The organism is Streptomyces sp. NPDC031418 (assembly GCF_055581605.1).
This window is the reverse complement of the sequence record NZ_JBVIJC010000036.1, coordinates 26,164-44,019: the sequence shown is the minus strand read 5'-3', so window position 1 is coordinate 44,019 and position 17,856 is coordinate 26,164. Positions and strand designations below refer to the sequence as shown.

The 17,856-nt window shown below is 68.6% G+C and carries 17 protein-coding genes and 2 pseudogenes; 13 read left to right on the top strand and 6 right to left on the bottom strand.

Translation table 11 applies throughout. The features are described 5' to 3' along the window. The first annotated feature begins 10 nt into the window (after positions 1-10). From ACZ5CZ_RS36670 to ACZ5CZ_RS36645, 6 genes and pseudogenes are all read left to right on the top strand, one after another. On the top strand, positions 11-1,969 hold the full coding sequence (locus tag ACZ5CZ_RS36670) for an FAD/NAD(P)-binding protein (protein ID WP_468949084.1): 1,959 nt from the start codon (positions 11-13) through the stop codon (positions 1,967-1,969). Continuing rightward, the gene (locus tag ACZ5CZ_RS36665; protein WP_468949083.1) at positions 1,966-3,366 is read left to right on the top strand and encodes a nitrosuccinate lyase; all 1,401 of its coding nucleotides are present in this window, start codon (positions 1,966-1,968) and stop codon (positions 3,364-3,366) included. Before ACZ5CZ_RS36670 ends, ACZ5CZ_RS36665 begins: the two co-directional genes overlap by 4 nt. Positions 3,367-3,588: 222 nt before the next feature. After that, positions 3,589-4,083, top strand: a complete 495-nt coding sequence (locus tag ACZ5CZ_RS36660) for a nucleotidyltransferase domain-containing protein (protein WP_468949082.1) — start codon at positions 3,589-3,591, stop codon at positions 4,081-4,083. Between the two features lie 36 nt (positions 4,084-4,119). Further along, positions 4,120-5,252: pseudogene (locus ACZ5CZ_RS36655) on the top strand (IS630 family transposase). Positions 5,253-5,268: 16 nt separating this feature from the next. Next, positions 5,269-5,838 (top strand): hypothetical protein, encoded by a 570-nt coding sequence (locus ACZ5CZ_RS36650; RefSeq protein ID WP_468949081.1) that lies wholly within the window; start codon positions 5,269-5,271, stop codon positions 5,836-5,838. 449 nt (positions 5,839-6,287) lie between these two features. After that, the gene (locus ACZ5CZ_RS36645) at positions 6,288-6,533 is read left to right on the top strand and encodes a hypothetical protein (RefSeq protein ID WP_468949080.1); all 246 of its coding nucleotides are present in this window, start codon (positions 6,288-6,290) and stop codon (positions 6,531-6,533) included. A 248-nt stretch (positions 6,534-6,781) separates the two neighbouring features. On the opposite strand, the gene ACZ5CZ_RS36640 is transcribed toward ACZ5CZ_RS36645, so the two are convergent. Next, positions 6,782-7,387 (bottom strand): TetR/AcrR family transcriptional regulator, encoded by a 606-nt coding sequence (locus ACZ5CZ_RS36640; protein ID WP_385847716.1) that lies wholly within the window; start codon positions 7,385-7,387, stop codon positions 6,782-6,784. Positions 7,388-7,456: 69 nt separating this feature from the next. Here ACZ5CZ_RS36640 and ACZ5CZ_RS36635 point away from each other — a divergent pair, with 69 nt between their 5' ends. Both ACZ5CZ_RS36635 and ACZ5CZ_RS36630 read left to right on the top strand, forming a co-directional pair. Continuing rightward, positions 7,457-8,350 (top strand): NADP-dependent oxidoreductase, encoded by an 894-nt coding sequence (locus ACZ5CZ_RS36635; protein WP_468949079.1) that lies wholly within the window; start codon positions 7,457-7,459, stop codon positions 8,348-8,350. 526 nt (positions 8,351-8,876) lie between these two features. Next, a complete protein-coding gene (locus ACZ5CZ_RS36630; protein ID WP_468949078.1) occupies positions 8,877-9,128 on the top strand; it encodes a hypothetical protein in 252 nt (83 codons plus the stop codon). 271 nt (positions 9,129-9,399) lie between these two features. On the opposite strand, the gene ACZ5CZ_RS36625 is transcribed toward ACZ5CZ_RS36630, so the two are convergent. The 4 genes from ACZ5CZ_RS36625 to ACZ5CZ_RS36610 all read right to left on the bottom strand — a co-directional run bounded on the left by ACZ5CZ_RS36625 (position 9,400) and on the right by ACZ5CZ_RS36610 (position 11,638). Beyond that, positions 9,400-9,864 (bottom strand): hypothetical protein, encoded by a 465-nt coding sequence (locus tag ACZ5CZ_RS36625; protein ID WP_468949077.1) that lies wholly within the window; start codon positions 9,862-9,864, stop codon positions 9,400-9,402. Continuing rightward, the gene (locus tag ACZ5CZ_RS36620; protein ID WP_468949076.1) at positions 9,861-10,436 is read right to left on the bottom strand and encodes a hypothetical protein; all 576 of its coding nucleotides are present in this window, start codon (positions 10,434-10,436) and stop codon (positions 9,861-9,863) included. The genes ACZ5CZ_RS36625 and ACZ5CZ_RS36620 overlap by 4 nt, the downstream gene beginning before the upstream one ends. Before the next feature lie 96 nt (positions 10,437-10,532). Continuing rightward, positions 10,533-10,988, bottom strand: coding sequence for a hypothetical protein (locus ACZ5CZ_RS36615; RefSeq protein ID WP_468949075.1), 456 nt, complete (start codon positions 10,986-10,988; stop codon positions 10,533-10,535). Between the two features lie 116 nt (positions 10,989-11,104). After that, positions 11,105-11,638 carry a GNAT family N-acetyltransferase gene (locus tag ACZ5CZ_RS36610; RefSeq protein ID WP_468949074.1) on the bottom strand — a complete coding sequence of 178 codons (534 nt, stop codon included), beginning with the start codon at positions 11,636-11,638 and terminating at the stop codon, positions 11,105-11,107. A 202-nt stretch (positions 11,639-11,840) separates the two neighbouring features. On the opposite strand from ACZ5CZ_RS36610, the gene ACZ5CZ_RS36605 reads away from it, so the two are divergent. Continuing rightward, positions 11,841-12,497, top strand: coding sequence for a hypothetical protein (locus ACZ5CZ_RS36605; protein WP_468949073.1), 657 nt, complete (start codon positions 11,841-11,843; stop codon positions 12,495-12,497). A gap of 1,305 nt (positions 12,498-13,802) precedes the next feature. Then, a complete protein-coding gene (locus tag ACZ5CZ_RS36600; RefSeq protein ID WP_468949118.1) occupies positions 13,803-14,114 on the top strand; it encodes a hypothetical protein in 312 nt (103 codons plus the stop codon). On the opposite strand, the pseudogene ACZ5CZ_RS36595 reads toward ACZ5CZ_RS36600, so the two are convergent. Beyond that, positions 14,112-14,327, bottom strand: a pseudogene (locus tag ACZ5CZ_RS36595) (RHS repeat-associated core domain-containing protein); the annotation flags it as partial. The gene ACZ5CZ_RS36600 and the pseudogene ACZ5CZ_RS36595 sit on opposite strands and share 3 nt — an antisense overlap. Positions 14,328-15,199: 872 nt before the next feature. On the opposite strand from ACZ5CZ_RS36595, the gene ACZ5CZ_RS36590 reads away from it, so the two are divergent. From ACZ5CZ_RS36590 to ACZ5CZ_RS36580, 3 genes are all read left to right on the top strand, one after another. Continuing rightward, entirely contained in the window at positions 15,200-16,207 is a 1,008-nt protein-coding gene (locus tag ACZ5CZ_RS36590) for a terpene synthase family protein (protein ID WP_468949072.1), read from the top strand. Positions 16,208-16,282: 75 nt separating this feature from the next. Next, positions 16,283-16,432: a hypothetical protein gene (locus tag ACZ5CZ_RS36585; protein WP_468949071.1), complete on the top strand. Its 150-nt coding sequence runs from the start codon at positions 16,283-16,285 to the stop codon at positions 16,430-16,432. Positions 16,433-16,694: 262 nt separating this feature from the next. Beyond that, positions 16,695-17,408 carry a tectonin domain-containing protein gene (locus ACZ5CZ_RS36580; protein WP_468949070.1) on the top strand — a complete coding sequence of 238 codons (714 nt, stop codon included), beginning with the start codon at positions 16,695-16,697 and terminating at the stop codon, positions 17,406-17,408. Positions 17,409-17,856 lie beyond the last annotated feature (448 nt).

Below are 17,856 nucleotides of genomic sequence, written 5' to 3'. Positions count from 1 at the left end.
GAGAGGGACTATGACCAACCGACGGCTCGACGTCTGCCTGATCGGTGCCGGGCCCCGGGGACTTTCGGTCCTGGAACGGCTGTGTGCGAACGCGGTGTCGGCCCCCGGCGACGTGGCGATCACCGTACATGTGATCGACCCGTTTCCGCCGGGGGCGGGCCAGGTGTGGCGCACCGACCAGCCCGTGCACCTGTTGATGAACACGGTGGCCTCGCAGGTCACGATGTTCACCGACGAGAGCGTGACGATCGACGGGCCCTTGGTGCCAGGGCCCAGCCTGTACGAGTGGGCGCGCTTCCTCACCCTGATCGGGCCGCTGGACGATCGTCCCTACGACGAGGCGGTGCTCGCCGAGGCCAGAGCGCTAGGCCCGGACTCCTATCCGTCGCGTTCCTTCTACGGCCGCTATCTGGAGTGGGTCTTCCAGCGGGTCGTCAGGACCGCGCCGGGCGCGCTGACCGTCGTCGAGCACCGGGCCCGCGCGGTGGCGCTCGACGACGAGCCCGGCGGTACGCAGTGCGTCCTGCTCGACGACGACACGCTGCTCGCCGGTCTGCACGCCGTGGTCCTCGCGCAGGGCCACCTTCCGGTGCGGCCGTCGGCACGCCAGCAGGAACGGGCACGGTTCGCACGGGCCCACGGCCTGGGCTACGTCCTGCCCGCCAACCCCGCGGACGTGGACCTGTCGGCGGTGCGGCCCGGGGAGACGGTGGGACTGCTCGGACTCGGCCTCAACTTCTTCGACTACATGGCACTGCTGACGCTCGGCCGCGGCGGGCGGTTCGAGGAGCACGAGGGGCGGCTGCGCTATCTGGCGTCCGGGCGCGAACCGCGGCTGGTCGCGGGCTCGCGGCGCGGACTGCCGTTCCACTCGCGGGGCGAGAACCAGAAGGGGGCGCACGGCCGGCACGAGCCCGCCGTGCTGACCGCCGAGGTGATCCGCGACCTTCGGCGGCGCGCCCGACGGCACGGCGGGATCGACTTCCGCGCCGCCGTGTGGCCGCTCGTGGCCAAGGAAGTGGAGACCGTGTATTACACGGCGCTGCTGACGGCCGAGGGCCGGCCGTCGGACGCCCGGCAACTGCGCGCCCGCTACCTCGCGGCCCCGCCCGGGAGCGCTCAGGAGAGGCTCCTGCCGGGCGAGTTCGGCATCGGCGCGGACCGGCGCTGGGACTGGGACCGCATCGCCCGGCCGTACGCGGGCCGGGACTTCGCCTCGCCCGAGGACTTCCAGGGCTGGCTCCTGGACCACCTGCGCGCGGACCTGCGCGCCGCGCGGGAGGGCAACGTGGCGGGCCCGCTGAAGTCGGCACTCGACGTGTTGCGCGACCTGCGCAACGAGGTGCGTCTCGTGGTCGATCACGGCGGCCTCACCGGCGACTCCTACCGGCGCGATCTCGACGCCTGGTACACCCCGCTCAACGCGTTCTTATCGATCGGGCCGCCCGCGCGGCGGATCGAGGAGGCCATCGCCCTCATCGAGGCCGGGGTGTTGCGGGTGCTCGGTCCCTGCGTCCGGGCCGATGCAGACGGGGCGCAGGGCGTGTTCATCCTCGAATCGGGAGCGGTGCCCGGCTCGCTGACCCGGGTCACCACGCTGATCGAGGCGCGACTCCCGCAGACGGATGTGCGGGTGACCGCGGATCCGTTGCTGCGGCACCTGTTGAGCAGCGGACGCTGCCGCAGCTACGAGATCCCGGGCCCCGGCGAGGAGTCGTACGAGACCGGAGGCCTCGCCGTCACCCAGACGCCCTGCCGGCTGATCGACTCCGCAGGAGACGTGCACCCGGGCCTCTTCGCCTTCGGCGTGCCCACCGAGTCCGTGCACTGGGCGACGGCGGCCGGTATCCGCCCGGGGGTCGACTCGGTGACCCTGCAGGACTCGGACGCCATCGCCCGGGCCGTGCTCGCCCTCGCCGACCCAAGTACGCGGCACCACCGCCCGATGATCGGAGAACTGACGCGATGAACGTCATCGATGCCGGGCTGCTCAGCCCGGTACGGTCCGGCACCCCCGCCGAGGCCGCGACGTCCGACGAGGCCTGGCTGCAGGCGATGCTCGACGCCGAGGCGGCGCTGGTGCGCGCCCAGGCCGCCCTCGGCAACGTACCGGAACAGGCCGCGCGGGCCATCACGCAATGGGCCCGCGCCGACCACTTCGACCTGCCCGAACTGGCCCGGCGCAGCAGGGGCGCGGCCAACCCAGTGGTGGCCCTGGTCCAGCAGTTCACCGAGCTGCTCACCGCCAAGGCGCCCGAAGCCGCCGACTACGTACATCGAGGCTCCACCAGCCAGGACATCTTCGACACCGCGCTGATGCTGGTGTCGGCCCGCACCCTGGACCTCGTACTGGCCGACCTGGACGGCATCGTCCACTCCCTGCACAGGCTTGCCGCCGAGCACACCGGCACTCTCATGCCGGGCCGTACGCTGGCGATGCACGCGGTACCGACGACGTTCGGGCTCAAAGCGGCCGGCTGGCTGGTCTCGGTGCGCACCGCCGCGGCCCGCCTGCACCGGCTGCGCTCCCAAGATCTCGTCGTCCAGCTCGGCGGCGCCGCTGGCACCTTGGCCGGATACGTCGCCTACGAGCAGCTCCACCGCCAGGAGCGGGGGGAGCCGCCGACGGAGGGCTATGCGCGACAGCTGACCGAGCGGTTCGCCGCGGAGACGGGACTCGTGGCCCCCGAACTGCCCTGGCACAGCCACCGTATGCCCGTCGCCGCCCTGGCCGGCGAACTCGCCCTGGTGGCGGGCGTGCTCGGGAAGATGGCGGTGGATGTGCTCTCCCTGGCCCGGACCGAGGTCGCCGAGGTCGCCGAGCCGGGCGCGGAGGGCCGTGGAGTGTCCTCGGCCATGCCGCAGAAGCGGAATCCGGCCCTGGCCACCCTGATCCGCTCCGCCGCTCTGCAAGTACCCGCTCAGGCCAGCATTCTGACCCAGTGCCTGCTCAGTGAGGACGAGCGCTCGGCCGGAGCCTGGCACGCCGAATGGCAGCCGCTGCGCGAGTGCCTGCGGCTCACGGGCGGCGCCGCCCACACCGCCCGCGAACTGGTGGCAGGCCTCGAGGTGTTCCCCGAGCGCATGCGGTCCAACGTCGACCTGACTGGAGGGCTCATCGTCTCCGAGCGCCTGGCCGCGGCGCTGGCACCGGCCCTCGGCAAGGCAGCCGCCAAGGCCGCCGTCGGCCGGGCCGCCGCGGAGGCGGCCGACAGCGGCGGATCGCTCGTGTCGGCCCTCGCTGCGCAAGACGCGACGCACGGGCCGCTGGACCTCGCGCGCCTCGCGGACCTGCTCGACCCCGCCGCCTACACAGGCGCGGCCGACGAGCTGGTGCGCGGCGCCCTGCGCGAGGCGGACGCATGAGCCGCAGTGAGAGCCGCCGTACAGTGAACTCTTCTCGGTAACGTCTCGTGACGCTTTGTGATCTTCGTTCAGGCGGTGCGGCCGTGTTCGAGCTAGTGCCGCATCAAGCAACGTTCGCCCGTTCCCTGCAGATGGAAATCGAGCTGCTGAGGCTGGGATTGACGCATAGCCTGCACGCTGTGGAAACGCAGTGCTCGGCAGCTTCGGCTGATTGGCGAGACGGTGGAGATCGCGCAGGCTCTCGGTGTGGAGGTATGGCTCCGCGGCGGTTGGGCCATGGACTTCTTCATCGGAGAGGTCACGCGTGACCATGTGGACCTCGACTGGTTCGTCTGGGCGAAGGACGCCTCCGCTCTGACCGACAGCCTGCTGCGCTCCGGCTATGAGCCTTTGTCCGGGCCGCCTGCCGATCAACAGCTCGATTTCCGCAAGGAAGGTGTGGAGAGCAGCTTCGCGCTCTTGGGTAAGAACCGGTGCGGGCAGGTTGTGGTCGCCGGAGGCCCTTGGGCTGGGGAAGCGTGGCCGGAGGGCATGCTCGATGCTCCTGTTGGCCGCATCGGGGCACTGCGGTGCCGGACTATCAGTCCTCGCGCTCAGATCGAGATCAAGCAGATGATGCCGGCCTGGGTTCCGGGCCGGCCGCGCCGCGCAAAGGACGCCGAAGACATCGCCCGGCTGGAGGCGGCCCTTCGAGAGCAGGGCGCCCGCCCGGCGTGAGGGCTTGAAGACGTGCACAGCCGCTACCGTCTGGGCGTGGCAGAACGGGTGCGCTTACGCGAGATCGATGACGATGAAGGCCAGCGGTTGCTGAGGATCGTTCGCCGCGGCTCCGGCTCGGTGGTGACCTGGCGACGGGCCCAGATGGTGCTGCTGTCGGCCAGGGCATGTCTGTGGTGAAGATCGCCGAGGTCACGTTCCCCAGTGCGGACCGGGTCCGGGATGTGATCCACAACTTCAACGCTGCCCGGTTCGAGGCGCTCTACCCGAAGTACAAGGGTAGACGACCGAGAACCTTCACTCTGCCCGAGCGGCGCGAGATCAAGAAGATCGCCAAATCGAAGCCGGCCGAGCACGGCCTGCCGTTCTCGACCTGGAGCTTGGCCAAGCTGGCCGACTTCCTGGTCGCCGAGGGGGTGGTCGACGCCATCAGCCACGAGGGCCCTCGGGTCCTACTCCGCGAGGAGGGCGTGTCGTTTCAACGCATAAAGACCTGGAAGACCTCCCGCGATCCCGACTACGCCGCCAAGAAGGCCCGTGTCGAGCACCTCTACGCGATCGCGGACGGCGAGGTCATACCTGAGGATGGTGAGCCCGAAGTCGTCTTCCGCATGGACGAGTTCGGCCCGCTCAACCTGCAGCCCCACCCGGGGCGGCAGTGGGCCGAGCGCGGTGGCCGGCACAAGGACCCCGATCGGGAGCCCAGGCCCCGCCGGCGGGCGACCTACACGCGCCCGCACGGGGTCCGGCACCTGCTCGCCGCCTACGACTTGACCAAGGACAAGCTCTACGGCCACATCAAACCGAAGAAGAACCGCACCAGGTTTCTGGAGCTCTGCCGCTACCTGCGCAGCCTCTACCCGCTGAAGATCCGGATCGCGATCGTGCTCGACAACTTCTCCCCGCATCTGACCACAAAGAAGGACACCCGAGTCGGCGACTGGGCGGCGGCCAACAATGTTGAGTTCGCCTACACCCCGACCAACAGCTCGTGGCTGAACCGCATCGAGGCCCAGTTCACCGCCCTACGCTACTTCGCTCTCGACGGCGCCGACCACGCCAGCCATAAGGAGCAGGGCAGCATGATCCGCCGCTACATCATCTGGCGGAACAAGCACGCCGCCGATGAACGCCTTCGCGAAGTGGTGAACAGGGCGAACGTTGCTTGATGCGGCACTACACGGCGTGATCGGCCTGATGGGCATGCTGTTCGCACCAGTCCGGCAGGCTCTCGGCCATGGCATCAACGTTCAGGCCATCGCGCGGCGGCGCGGCATCGGCAGCATCGACCGGTACATGGTCTTCGGCGTCCCCGACGACGACCTTCCCGAGCACACCTTCGACACCGCCCTGCAGCAACTGGCCGACGACACAGCGGGCACCGAAGCGGACGAACTGCTCCTACGCCTGCGCGACGACACTCAGCGCATCACCCGCCGCATCGGCTACAAACGCGCCGCCGGCGCTCCCCTACCGGCGGCCGCACTCCTCAAAGCCGCAGCCCTGCACTACGGCCGCCTCACCGCCGCTCCTCAGGGGCCCTCGGCCTGTTCACTGCGGACCGCGCCATGGACTTCCTCGCGAAAGACCTCCTGGCCGACCTTGCCGAGCCCGACCGGCCCTCGATCCTCAAGATCATGGCCGAGACCCCTGACGGAACCGTCCTGGCTGCTCGCACCCTCCAACGCGTCCCCAGCCGTGACGACTCCGACACCCCGGACCGCTCACAGGCAGCAGCCACCCTCGACTGGATAGGTGAGGCCCGCTCACTGATCAGCCACGAGATCGCACGGCACCTCACCCCTGCCGCGAGCCGGCCCGTACACGAACTGACCGAGCTGGAGATCACCATCATCTGGGCGTGGCGCCATACCGAGTCCGAGGTCTGCCGGATTTGGATCAACCAACGTTTCGACCAGGGGTGGAACCCTCTTGATCTCCTCGCCACGCTCCTACCGCCCGACCGGGCCCCCGCTCCCGGTCATCGACGAGGCCACCCTGCAAAGCCTCGACGCACTCATCGGCCTCGAAGCGCTGTACAGCCGACTCGGGCCGCTCCTCGACGCCGCGGCAACAGCCCCTGCTGACCCCCGTGAAGAACACCAGCAAGGCATCCTCCAAGCGCTTCGCGTCCGCCGCGGCAACACCCCGGGCAGCAGCTGACCACCCGACCCACGCCTCCAGACAAGACGGAGCAGCAAGCCGTGACAGACAATCCGTTCGCCCTCGCACCCGAGCAATGGCAACGCCTCGCCTCCGCCCGCCAGGCCTACACCGACATCGTCAGTCCGTACTACGACGAGACGCTGCAACACGTGGCTCAACGCGCGGGCGTCAGCGGGCACATCGGCAAAGCCGACATCGGAGCACTACTGATGGGGAAGCGCCTCAGAAGCTGTTGTCGTACCGATCTTGTCGGACGCCGGTTCGAGTGTGACGAAGACCGGTAGATGGTCTCGCAACGTTCAGTAGCCGGTGGTCAGCAGCTTGCGTAGAAGGGGTATTGGCCCCGATGGCGGACGACAGGTGGCCCCGAAGGGCATCGGCTGGTCCTGCTATGGGGGCCGGCCACAGCCCGACTGCCGACAAGGCCATGCGGCCACGGTTACCGGTCAGAACGCTCAAGGCCGGCGCACCCACTGATCTGCTCTGTGGCTGGCGTTCGGACGAAGCGGCCCGGAACAGGGTTGAGTCCTGACTACGGTCTGGCTGTGCCGGTGGAGTTTGCGGAGGGACAGGTGACGGCCCAGGCCGCCTCGATCATCTGAAAGATCTCGCCCACCGCGGCCTGCGGATCGGTCGCCTCACGGGCCAGTGAATAGGCGTCGATCACGAACCTCGCGATCGCCCGGCAGGCCGTTGGGGTCACTGACAGGTCGGGATCGGCGGCGATGGCCGTTGCCAGCGACTCCGCGTGGCGCAGCCTCATCGACTCTTCGTACTTCCGCAGGGCGGGTGATGCGTCGATCATGCGCCAGATCGGGGCGGCGCTGTCCGCTGTGCAGTGTCGCACCAGGGACTGGATCTCGCGGCGCAGCGCGGGGATGAGCGGCTCGTGCTGCGCCCGGCCGGTGACCGCCCGCGTGAGGCGCTGCTCGAAGTCTTCGTCCTGTTCGAAGACCAGGGCCTCTTTCGAGGCGAAGTGGGAGAAGAGCGTGGTGACGGCCACGTCGGCCTCGGCGGCCACGTCACGGATGCCCACTGCGTCGTACCCGTGCTCCAGGAAGAGCCGCAGGGCGGCGTCGGCGATCTTCTGGCGGGTCGCGGCCTTCTTGCGCTCACGGCGTCCGGTCGGCACGGTCATGACCTCACACTATCAGGTGCAAATCCATAACAGGTTCAAAACCATAACAGTTAGCGCTACGGTGGCAGCATGAAGAAGGTGAGCTTCGCCGAGTTCGGCGGTCCGGACGTACTGCAACTCATAGATGCCGAGGATCCCCATGCGGGCCCCGGCCAGATCCGCATCGCCGTACGGGCGGCAGGTGTGAACCCCGTCGACTGGAGGCTCCGTGAAGGCCAGGTCCTGGGGGCCCATCCGATCGAGTTGCCCGCCGGAGTCGGGCAGGACGCCGCCGGGGTGGTGGACGAGGTCGGTGAAGGCGTCGAAGGGGTCGAGGTCGGCGACCGCGTGTTCGGCGAAGGCGCAAGCACGTATGCCGAGTTCGCCGTGCTGTCGGCCTGGGCCCGTATGCCCGAGGGCCTGACGTTCGAAGAGGCGGCCGGCTACCCCTCCGTGGTGGAGACCGCGCTGCGCATCATCCGCGAGGTCGGTGTGCGCTCCGGGCAGACGCTGCTGGTCAGCGGCGCGTCCGGGGGAGTCGGATCAGCGGTGCTGCAGATCGCCCGCGACCGCGGCATCACGACGATCGGGACCGCTGGGGCAGCCAACCAGGACTATCTGCGCAGCCTGGGCGCCCTCGCCACGACATACGGCGAGGGCTGGGTCGAGCGGGTGCGGCAGCTCGGCCATGTCGACACAGCCCTCGACCTGGCCGGCTCGGGCGTGATCCGCGAGCTCGTCGAACTCACCGGGGACCCGCAGAAGGTGGTCTCCATCGCCGATCTCGGTGCGCCGGAGCTCGGTGTCCGATTCTCCGGCGTCGCCGGGAACATGCCAGAAGCGCTCGCCGAAGCCGTCGACCTCATCTCGCGGGGAAAGCTCCACATCCCGGTCGAGAAGTCGTACACGCTTGCCGAGGCCGCGGCGGCGCACATCGACAGCCAGGCCGGTCACACACGCGGGCGACGGGTCCTGGTTATCTGAAAACCAGCTGCGCGTCGTCCTCAAGCAGAAATTGAGGACGACGCCGGCCTGGAGCCCGCTACTTGATCGCAGAGACAGCGGGCCCAAGTCGCAGCGGGGCCAACAACCGATCGGAAGGGTCAACTACCGGTCAACGTCACATCGAGTGTGGTGACTCGGTCGCGTGATCTTCGGCTCCGGCATGCATGAAGGCGGGGCCTCCTGCCCAGCTCGGGATTGTCGAAGTCCGAACGAGCTGGCCGGGAAGCCCCGTGTCGCAGTCTTGCGATGCCCTGCTTGTGGCGCCCAACTCGCTTGCCCGGTCGTGTGAATGCCTCGCCTCACCGGTTCGGGAATGCGGGTACCCATCCGGACCGCGAGCCGCGGTATCCCTCGGACATGTCGGATGCGGAGTGGGCGGTCGTGCGGGAGGCGATGCCGGTCCCGGCGTGGATGAACGGCAAAGGCGGCCAGCCGGAGGGCTACTGCCACCGCCAGATGTTGGACGCCGTGCGCTATGGCCGCGGGCGGCATCACGTGGCGGGCGATGCCGGGCGAGTTCCCCCTGCGGGACCGTGTCTACGCGTTCGCGCGACGCTGGGGTGCGCAGGGGCTGCTGGCCGAGCTGCACGACCGGCAGCGCGGCCTGGTGCGTGAGGACGCCGGCCGCGATCCGGAGCCGACCGCCGCCATCGTCGACTCGCAGTCGGTGCGGGCCGCCGCCACGGCCCCCGCGTCCTCGCGCGGTTACGACGCGGGCAAGAAAGTGCAAGCACATAGCAACACTCAACGAGCCTGATCACCACGCAGCGGAAGCCCCCGTTCCCTCCATCACCGAGCCGTAGCAACCCGGCCTGAACCGCTACCACCACCAGGCACCAAACTGATCAGCCCAGACCAACCCCATCACCCACTGATCAGAAAGACCGCTCCTGGACAGGGACGCACTACGGGAGCCGGGCATGGACTGGGCGTAGTGCTGGCTGAGTCTCCGAGGTCCTTCCGCCCGCCCGCGCCCCCACGCCGTCCAGAAGGACTGGCCTGGGCGCGGGCGTTCTATTGCGAGCCGCTCACGCGTGCCCGGAAGCCGGCTCCCGCAAGGGTCGGGCGAGCCCGGTCCCGTCGCAGTGGAAGCACCGGCCGCCTCCCGGCGTGCTGCGGGCACCGATGGTGCCGACGGCGTGGCGGAAGAGTCGGGTGAGGCCGGCGACGTGCGCCGCGTGTATCGGGAGCTCCTGCCGTCTGCCGAGCGTGACCTCCAGTGCGACGCCGGGGCCGGTGAAGTGGGCGTGCACGCCTCCGGTGATCGAGCGGAGCGTCTCGTTGAGTTCGTGCATCGTCTCCGCGCCGGACAACTGCACCCGGGCCGCGAGGACGGTGTCGGTGGCCGCGGCGAAGGACAGCAGTCCAACCGGGCGGGCGAGCGGACCGACGCGGCCCACGGGGTCGGGATCGGTGTGCTGGAGCCGGGACAGGGCGTGCCACAGGTCGCCCGGCAGATTCGGGGGTGCGATTTCTTCTCGGCTGCGTCTCATACGGCCTGTCTAGGGCCTGCGGTGTGCTGTCGACGTCGGATGGGCCCGCCGTCCCGCCCGGCGGGGCGGTGACTTCGGGACCGGTCCCCCTGTGCGGCCTGGCGGCTGCCGACCGCACAGCGGGCTTGCGCGGTCAGTTCCGCCGACGGAACCAGCCGCGGCCCCGGCCCGGCTCGGCGCACGATCAGCCGTGCCGTGACCCGCCCTGCTTTCCTCCGGCCGGCGAAGGCCGTATGGGCGGATATCTCGGCGACTTCGGCATCCGAGATGAGCTCGCCGGTCTCGGGGTCGGGCACCGCACTGGGGTAGGTGGTCTGCCGCCACACGGTGTCGGGGATGGCAGCGACGGCCCGTTTGATGGACAGGTTCATGCCGCAGGAGACGGAGAAGCGGGCATCAGCCCGGCGACAGGCGGCGATCACACCGGCGTTGTAGAACTGCGAGTCCGCGCGCAGGATGCGCATGCCGGTGCATCCGGCCTCGCGGGCGGTGGCCAGGGCCTCGCTGACAAGCTTCGGGGGCCCACGGGAGTCGTCTGCCTTGCCGCGCCGCATCCGCACGGTGGCGATCACCGGACGCGAGAGGGGCGTGCAGATCGTGGCGAGCAGGGGATGCAGGGTGCGGACGCCCGCGAACCGGCCGTACTCGCCTCCCTGCTTGGTACGGCCTTAGACGCGTTTGTGGGTGGAGTCGACATCGATGAACGCTTTCTCGCCCGAGCCGGGCAGCAGCGGGGTGTGCGCGGCCAGTGCAGCCAGGAACTTCTGCTGCGCGGCGTGGAGTTGGAGGACGTTTCCATGGGTGAACGCACGCAGGAACGTGCCGAGCGCGGAGGGGGCACGGATCCCACCGAACAGGGCCGGCATCGCACCGTGCCGCAGGACGTCCAGGTCGTCGATGCTGTCCGCGCCTGCGGCCATGCCGGCCACGATGCTGGTGACCTTGGCGTCCGCTGTGGCACCGCCGCTGTTCTTCGCCCCGCTCAGCTTCACCTTCTGGGCCGTCAGGCGGGCGAGCCCGCACCGCTCGGCCAGGCGCATCACCGGGACCAGCCCGGCATGCGCGATCAGGTTCGTGTCATCGAACGCAGCGGAGACCGTTGCCGACGTGTGGGAGAGTTGCATCTCGCGGGTGTTCTCGTGCTCTGTGGATGTGGAACCGTAGGAAGTCCCGTCGTCCCAGTTCAGAGGGCATCCGCGTCTTGACGTCCAAGCCCTGGGACGCGCTGCTGACCGGCGGATCAGTCCAGGAAGAGGCTCATGTACAGGGCCGTCTCCCCATCGGACTTGGTACCGCTGTAAAGAGAAGTGTCGAGGCCGCAGAAGGTGAAACCCATCCGCTGGTAGACGCGGATGGCCGGAGCGTTGATGTTCGTCACTTCCAGCCAGACATGCCCGGCACCGCGTTCCCGGGCCCAGTCGATGGCGTGGCTCATCAGCGTGCGTCCGATTCCCCGGCCCTGGTACGGCCCCGCCACCTCGATATCGGCAATGATCAGGCGACGGTTCCAGGGCTCGTACTCCGTGTCGACATAGCCGCACACGCGATCACGATCCAGCGCTACAAACCGGCGATTGCCCTCCGACACCTCATCGCGCTCGGGCTCGTCGTCGGGGAAGACCTTGTGAACCGGCGGGTCCAGCTTGACGGGCCGAAAGGTGAACCCGCTCCCGGAGCCGACCACTTCGAAGACGGTGTCCGAGACGAACTCGCCCTTGATGACGGCGGACTTGTCCCTCTCGCTCTCTGCCACGCGATAGGTGAATCCGTCCACAGCCCCAAGGTCCCCTGATGTAGTGTCAGACAGCATCACGTCCACAGGCTACCGGTCCCGTGCATGACGCAGCAGGGCGACAGCGGGACGCCACAGGGCTCCGGGACAGTTCCGCCTCAGCGGTCAGATTCACTTCACCGAACCGGGAAGTGAGCGCCGGAGTGGCACGAGATGCTTTCACCCACGAGATGCCTCGCCGATCGTGCGTGAAGAAATCTTCGACAAGCCTGTCATCACAGGTCACGAGGCATCTCATACGCTTCCGCAGCACATCTCCCAGCTCTCTCACCGGGTGGTCTACGACAGGAACGTGGAGGTGGCCCGGCATGAGCCGCTGATCGCCAAAGGCAGCTGTCGGCTGGAGCTGGACCACTACCTGGAGGCCCTGATCCGCAAGCCGGGCGCCTTTCCTGGCGCGACCGCGCTCGACCAAGCCCGCTCCGCTGGGAAGTTCACCCCGGTCCACGACGCCTGGTGGGCAGTGGCGGTCCGGGCTCACGGCGACCCCGAGGGCACCCGGGCTCTGATCGAGGTGTTGCTGCTGGGCCGCCCCCTCCCGCACGAGCACATCGTCGCCGGCCTGGCCACCGCCCTTCGGGCCGGGGTCCTGACCGCGGACGCGGTGGCGCTGGAGGCCCGCAAAGCCGCTCAGGCCGAGGACGAACCCGCTGCCGCCGAGGTCGCGGCGCCGCGGCCGACCGCTGGGCCGGGAGAGGCGAGCGTGACCTTCCTACACGAGTGGAAGCTGAACCATCTTCCGCCGGACACCAGGCCGCTGCCCTCGGTGACCCCCTACGACCCGTTGCTCCGACACCGCCGCGCCGGCGGCGGTGAGCTGCGAGAGGGAGAAGAGCCATGACCCTGCCCCGCCAGCGGAACCAGGCCCCGGCCGAACTGTCCGCGCTGCCACGGTGAGGGCGGCTGGTGGACCGGCGGCGCCTTCCCCGAGATGGAGGGTTCGGTTACTGGTTGAACCGGCGCGAGCTGCGCGTCCGACTCCTGCCCGTCCCGGCTTGGCCGGACGAACGCCGTGCTGAACGACCCCGCCCCGGCCACACCGGCCGGGGCCGGGACCGCCGGGTGGCCGCGCATTGGCGAATGGCCAGCCACCCGCATGCCACCGGCCGTGCTGCAACGGCTGCTCGGTATCAGCCCGGCGGCCGAACGATGGTCTGCTGGCGCGGTCAGAATGGCCTACGCAGCCGAAGTGGCCCGTCGATCGTGAGCTGCACGTCTCGGCCGCTATCAGGCTATGCGAAGCCACGTGTCGCCAGCGCGAAGCCATAGAAGACCGTCCCGACCCTGACCGCAGCGCATGACCACCCCTCCGGGCACTCGAATCTTGCGCCGCTCGGTCACGCTCCAGGTATCACTGTCCAACTCGGCGCGCATCACTTCGGTTGACCTCTGGTTATGAACGCGCTTGGTCAGGACCGCTCGATGGCCGCGCACGGCGAACCCGTCCGGGGCACGTACGGGGCTGGGCCAACTGGTCACCTCACCGGTCGACGGGGTGATCCGCGTCAAGAACGTGCCTCCCCGCCGACTGCCGGAATACCAGACCAGCCAAACCTGCTCCCCCTCGGTGGCAGCGGTGCATCCCTCCAAAGGCACGTCAGGAAGGCGACCTCCCGGAGCCCAGGTTGCCCGACCGTCGGCACTCCAGCCGGCAAGACCAGCTGCAGACTCCGGATGCCCTCCATAGATGCCTTCGTCTCCGTAAGCCGTCCAGATCGATCCCTTGCGATCGGTCACCAGAGCAGGGATGTCGTCGCCGAGGCAGAAGGTGGCTTCTGGGTCACCACTTTCCAGAGAGAACACCACGGCGTTCGGGCTCCATGCTCCCGACTCCTCCTTGCCCGCTCGACCGCTTGCAATGAGAAGCCGGGCCTCGGGGAGAAGAGCGATGTGGCTCGGCCTGACCGGGACGTCTTTGATCGGTCGACGTTGAAGCGACCCGTCAGCCTGGCGAATCACGAGCACCGCATCGAATGGGACCTGCGGGCCCCATCCCACCCACCCCTTCACGTAGCGGCTTCGGCGTAGGCACTGCCGATGGACGAGAAGAACAGCCAGCTCCCCCGCCGGGCCAACGGTCCACCACAGAGGGCGTCGTCCCGCCCAGAGGTCCGTTACGGACGGCTTCCAGACCCTCTGCACGTCGATCGTCGACCCCCTGCCCGCGGGCAAGCAGTGCGACGAATACCCGTTCGCCTCCACCTGGCAGGGCGCCTCCACCGGCGGCGGCAACAATGCTGAGCCGCCCGCGGTTATCTCTCCCCCGACTCCGGGGCGGGTTCGACCCCGGTGGGGCACGACGAGCCCGGTTCGTCTCGAACCAGGGCTGGTCAACTCCGGCAACGACGTCACCCTGGCCGGGCCAGACGGTCCAATCCAGCAGCCGGACGGTGAAGTTGCTGTACGCATAGGCGTTAAGTTGCTGGGGATCCGTCGGGTCGAGGATCGGGTCCACTGACAGGAATCGGCCGGTGGATGCGTCGTAGTCGCGGGCCCCAAGGTGCACGAATCCGGTCGTGTCGTCCTTGGTTCCTCCGACGAAGCTCATCTCGCCCGGCCAGTTCTTCGGCGTAGTCCCTCTCCCCGCGCCGAAGGGTGTCGAGCGGCGCTGCTGGATGGTCAGGTCCGCTGCGCTGACGGCGAGTTGGGAGGTGCCGTTGGTGTCGGCGATGAGGAAGGACAGTTTGTTGTCGTCGGTGCGGACGGCTTGGTTTCCGCTGCCGAGGTCGTAGTAGCGGGTGGCCTTGGGTGTGGTGCTGCCCTTTGGCAGAGTGATCTCGGTGTTGCCGAGGTAGAGGGTGGTGTCTGTGTCGGTGTGGGTGATCAGGCGGTTGCCGTCGGCGTCGTAGAGGTAGGTCGTGGTCTTGGTGCCCCCGTTGCCGTCGGGCTGGGTGACCTTGGTCAGATGCCCCTCGGGGTCCCAGACGAGGGTCTGTTTGTCACCGTCGATGGTGCGTGTGTCTGTGTTGCCGGCGTCGTCTCGGACGCTGCATTGATGCGGAAGACGGCCTTGCAGCTGTAAACACCGGTCCGGGTCGTCGACTCAGTGCAGGCAGGATCGTCGTCGGTACCCAGGCAACCGGTGATCGTGCCGGCACTGGAACTGTCAGTGCCTTGCCAGAGGACTGGCCGGGGATCCGGGCATCGGCAAGAGTGCTCTGGTGTGGACGGTCGCGGCCGAGGCGCGAGCCGCTGGGATCCACGGTCAGCGATCGCCTTCGGGATACAGCGCAGGACGCGCTCCTGGTGTGACTGAGCACCGTAGATGGCGCCGCAGGACAACTTCGATGCTCACAACGGGAGGCCGCTCACCCCACGACCGCCACCTGCGCGGGGCGCTGGCGAAAGCCGCACCGCCGAGCTCGCCGCGCACAACGCCCGAACGGGGGCACTCACTCCCCACCACAAGACCAGGTGGACACCAGCCACGAAATCTGGCCGGTCAGCAGCTTCGTCGTGCCATGAAACCGAGGGATCGTGAACCTCATATCGGAAGCTGGCAGGGGCTCTCCCCATCTCACCAGCTCGCTTCACGGAGGACACATGCCACAGGACGTCGAATTCCACCTGCCCTTCCCGAGCTCGGTCAGCCCAGATCTGGAAAGCGCGCGGCAGCGCAATCTGGCATGGGTGCAACGCATGGGGCTGGTCGGCGAGGGCCGCTCGTTGGAGTGGTACGCCTCGTGGGACATGCCCCACCTCGCCGCCTGCGGCTTCCCCTATGCGCACGGTCCAGCTCTGGACGTGTGCGCGGACGCGATGGCGTTCTTCTTCGTCTTTGACGACCAGTTCGACGGCCCCCTCGGCCTTGACCCTGCCCGTGCGGCGGCCGTGTGTCGGCAACTGATCGACATCGTCCACGGCACCGCCCCCGGCCCGGAGGCGGACGCGTGCTCGGTGGCGTTCGCCGATCTCTGGAGACGCGCCACGCACGGAACCGACCCGGGCTGGGTGGCCCGTACCGCGCACGAGTGGGAGTACTACTTCGCCACCCAGGCCCACGAGGCGGTCGGCCGGCTGCGCGGGACTCCCGCCGAAATGGAGACGTACTTGGAGGTCCGGCGGGGCATAGCCGGCACCGACCTGCCGCTGTCCCTGGGCGAGCGGGCCGCCGGCATCATCCTCCCGGCAGCCGCCTTCCACAGCCCGCAGCTGCGCATCATGCGCCGGGCCGCGATCGACGTCACGTTCATGTGCAACGACGTGTACTCGCTGGAGAAGGAGGAGGCCCGCGGCGACATGGACAACCTCGTCCTGGTCATCGAGCACACCCGGCAGTGCAGCCGCGAGGAGGCCATCGCGGCAGCACGCCGGGAAGTCGACAGGCGCGTCCAGCGGTTCCAGGAACTGGCCCTCGAAGTCCCGGGCATGTGCGGGGACCTCAACCTGCCCGGACCGGAGCGAGCCGCCGTGGCCGCCTATGTCGATATCATGGGGACCTGGATGAGCGGCTATCACACCTGGCAGACCAAGACCCTCCGCTACACCGGCGCCCCTCGCACGGTCCCCGCCACAGGCCCCGGCTACTTCGACGAAGTCCTCGGTGCGTAGCCCCAGATGGCCGTAGGGCGGCGAGGGTCAGCGAGTAGTTTTCGATGACCGTCGGCCGACCGCCATGGGTTGCCCGTGACCGCAGCGACCTGCTTCCTCGGCATCGTCAGCCCGAATCGAATGACGTCAATCGCCAAAGCCGTCCTCGCTCTGGAGCGGCAACACCGAAACATCTCGGCAACGCCCATGCAGATCGTCGGCCGGTACGTCCGCGGCAGCCGTTGAGCGCGGAAGCTCACTCCCGGTCTGTGCTTGCAAACCGTCGCAGGCACAGACCGGCGTTCGTGTCGATCCCTGCCGGGAGGGACGGTGGTTTGGGCCGAGCTGTTCCGAGGGTGCCGGCCACGTCTCTCGGTCCCGCAAGGGCTACGGAACACCAAACATCGATTTAACGCCTCATTTGCTTATAGAACAGAAATTCATCTCTTTGTCTGCTTCTTCTGCCGCCCATGATGGCAGTGACGACAGCAGCAACGAAGGGGGTCCCATGGCTGATTGGGTGAAGGTCGCGGGCGGCCTCGCAGCGATCTCGGCAGGGTCCAGGACGACGATGTGGGGGGTGAACGCAGCGAGCGCCGTCTACCGGTACACCAACTTTGACGGCAATCCCTGGATCAACATCCCCGGGGGCCTGAGCGACATCGGTGCCGCGGCGGACGGCACAGTGTGGGGGGTCAACAGCAGCAACCAGATCTACCGGTACCACGGGGACCAGGACGGCGTGAACCCGTGGAAGGGCATCCCCGGCAGCCTGGTCCGCATCGACGCGGGCTCCCGCACCAGCGTGTGGGGGGTCGACTCCGCCGGTGCCATCTACCGGTACACCAACTTCGACGCCAACCCCTGGGTGAAGGTCCCCGGCGCCCTGACTGACATCGGCGCCGGCGCGGACGGCACCGTCTGGGGCGTCAACAGCGGCAACCAGGTCTACCGGTACACCGGGGACCAGGACGCCTCGAACCCCTGGGTGGGCGTCCCCGGCAGCCTCAAGCGCATCGCCGTGGGCTCCCGGACGAACGTATGGGGCGTCGACCCCGCCGGCAGCATCTACCGGTACACCAACAACGACGCCAGCGGCACCAACCCGTGGATCAAGATCCCCGGCACCGCCACCGACATCGCCGCCGGCGCCGACGGCAACGCATGGCACGTCAACAGCGCCGGCGACATCTACCGCTACACCGGCGACCAGCCCAGCTGATCCCCACCCCGTCGGGCCGTGCGGGCTCCCTGCCGAAATGGCAGGGGGCCCGCACCGACATCCGGGCCATCCCCCGCCGACCGGCGTCCGCAACACCCCAGCCAGCGATCGCACCACAGCCGTTGCGCCAGTTAGTGTTCAAGCACCAGTGGCTGAGCTGCACAAACTCGAGGTGCACACCACTACTACAGCCCTCCCCCCAGAGAAGTCGGGGAAGGCGTACGCCGTCGCCACGGCCCCAACAGTAGTTCAACCCGGAGGCCGCGCCACCCGTACGACGCGGCGCACTATGCGCCTGGCTCAGGGCTGGTCGGACGGGGCGTCCTGCAAGTACCAGCCGTGGATGGCCGTGCACTCCTTCGTCCACTCCATCCAGGTTGCCCCGGCAGCGTGCACACTGCGGCAGCCGGTCGGAGAACTCCAGCTCGGCGCCGACGAGCCCGGCCTG

Coding starts and splice junctions, on each gene's coding strand:
- ACZ5CZ_RS36670 (WP_468949084.1), top strand. CDS start 11: ATGACCAACCGACGGCTCGACGTCTGCCTGATCGGTGCCGGGCCCCGG.
- ACZ5CZ_RS36665 (WP_468949083.1), top strand. CDS start 1,966: ATGAACGTCATCGATGCCGGGCTGCTCAGCCCGGTACGGTCCGGCACC.
- ACZ5CZ_RS36640 (WP_385847716.1), bottom strand. CDS start 7,387: ATGACCGTGCCGACCGGACGCCGTGAGCGCAAGAAGGCCGCGACCCGC.
- ACZ5CZ_RS36635 (WP_468949079.1), top strand. CDS start 7,457: ATGAAGAAGGTGAGCTTCGCCGAGTTCGGCGGTCCGGACGTACTGCAA.
- ACZ5CZ_RS36630 (WP_468949078.1), top strand. CDS start 8,877: ATGCCGGGCGAGTTCCCCCTGCGGGACCGTGTCTACGCGTTCGCGCGA.
- ACZ5CZ_RS36625 (WP_468949077.1), bottom strand. CDS start 9,864: ATGAGACGCAGCCGAGAAGAAATCGCACCCCCGAATCTGCCGGGCGAC.
- ACZ5CZ_RS36615 (WP_468949075.1), bottom strand. CDS start 10,988: ATGCAACTCTCCCACACGTCGGCAACGGTCTCCGCTGCGTTCGATGAC.
- ACZ5CZ_RS36590 (WP_468949072.1), top strand. CDS start 15,200: ATGCCACAGGACGTCGAATTCCACCTGCCCTTCCCGAGCTCGGTCAGC.
- ACZ5CZ_RS36580 (WP_468949070.1), top strand. CDS start 16,695: ATGGCTGATTGGGTGAAGGTCGCGGGCGGCCTCGCAGCGATCTCGGCA.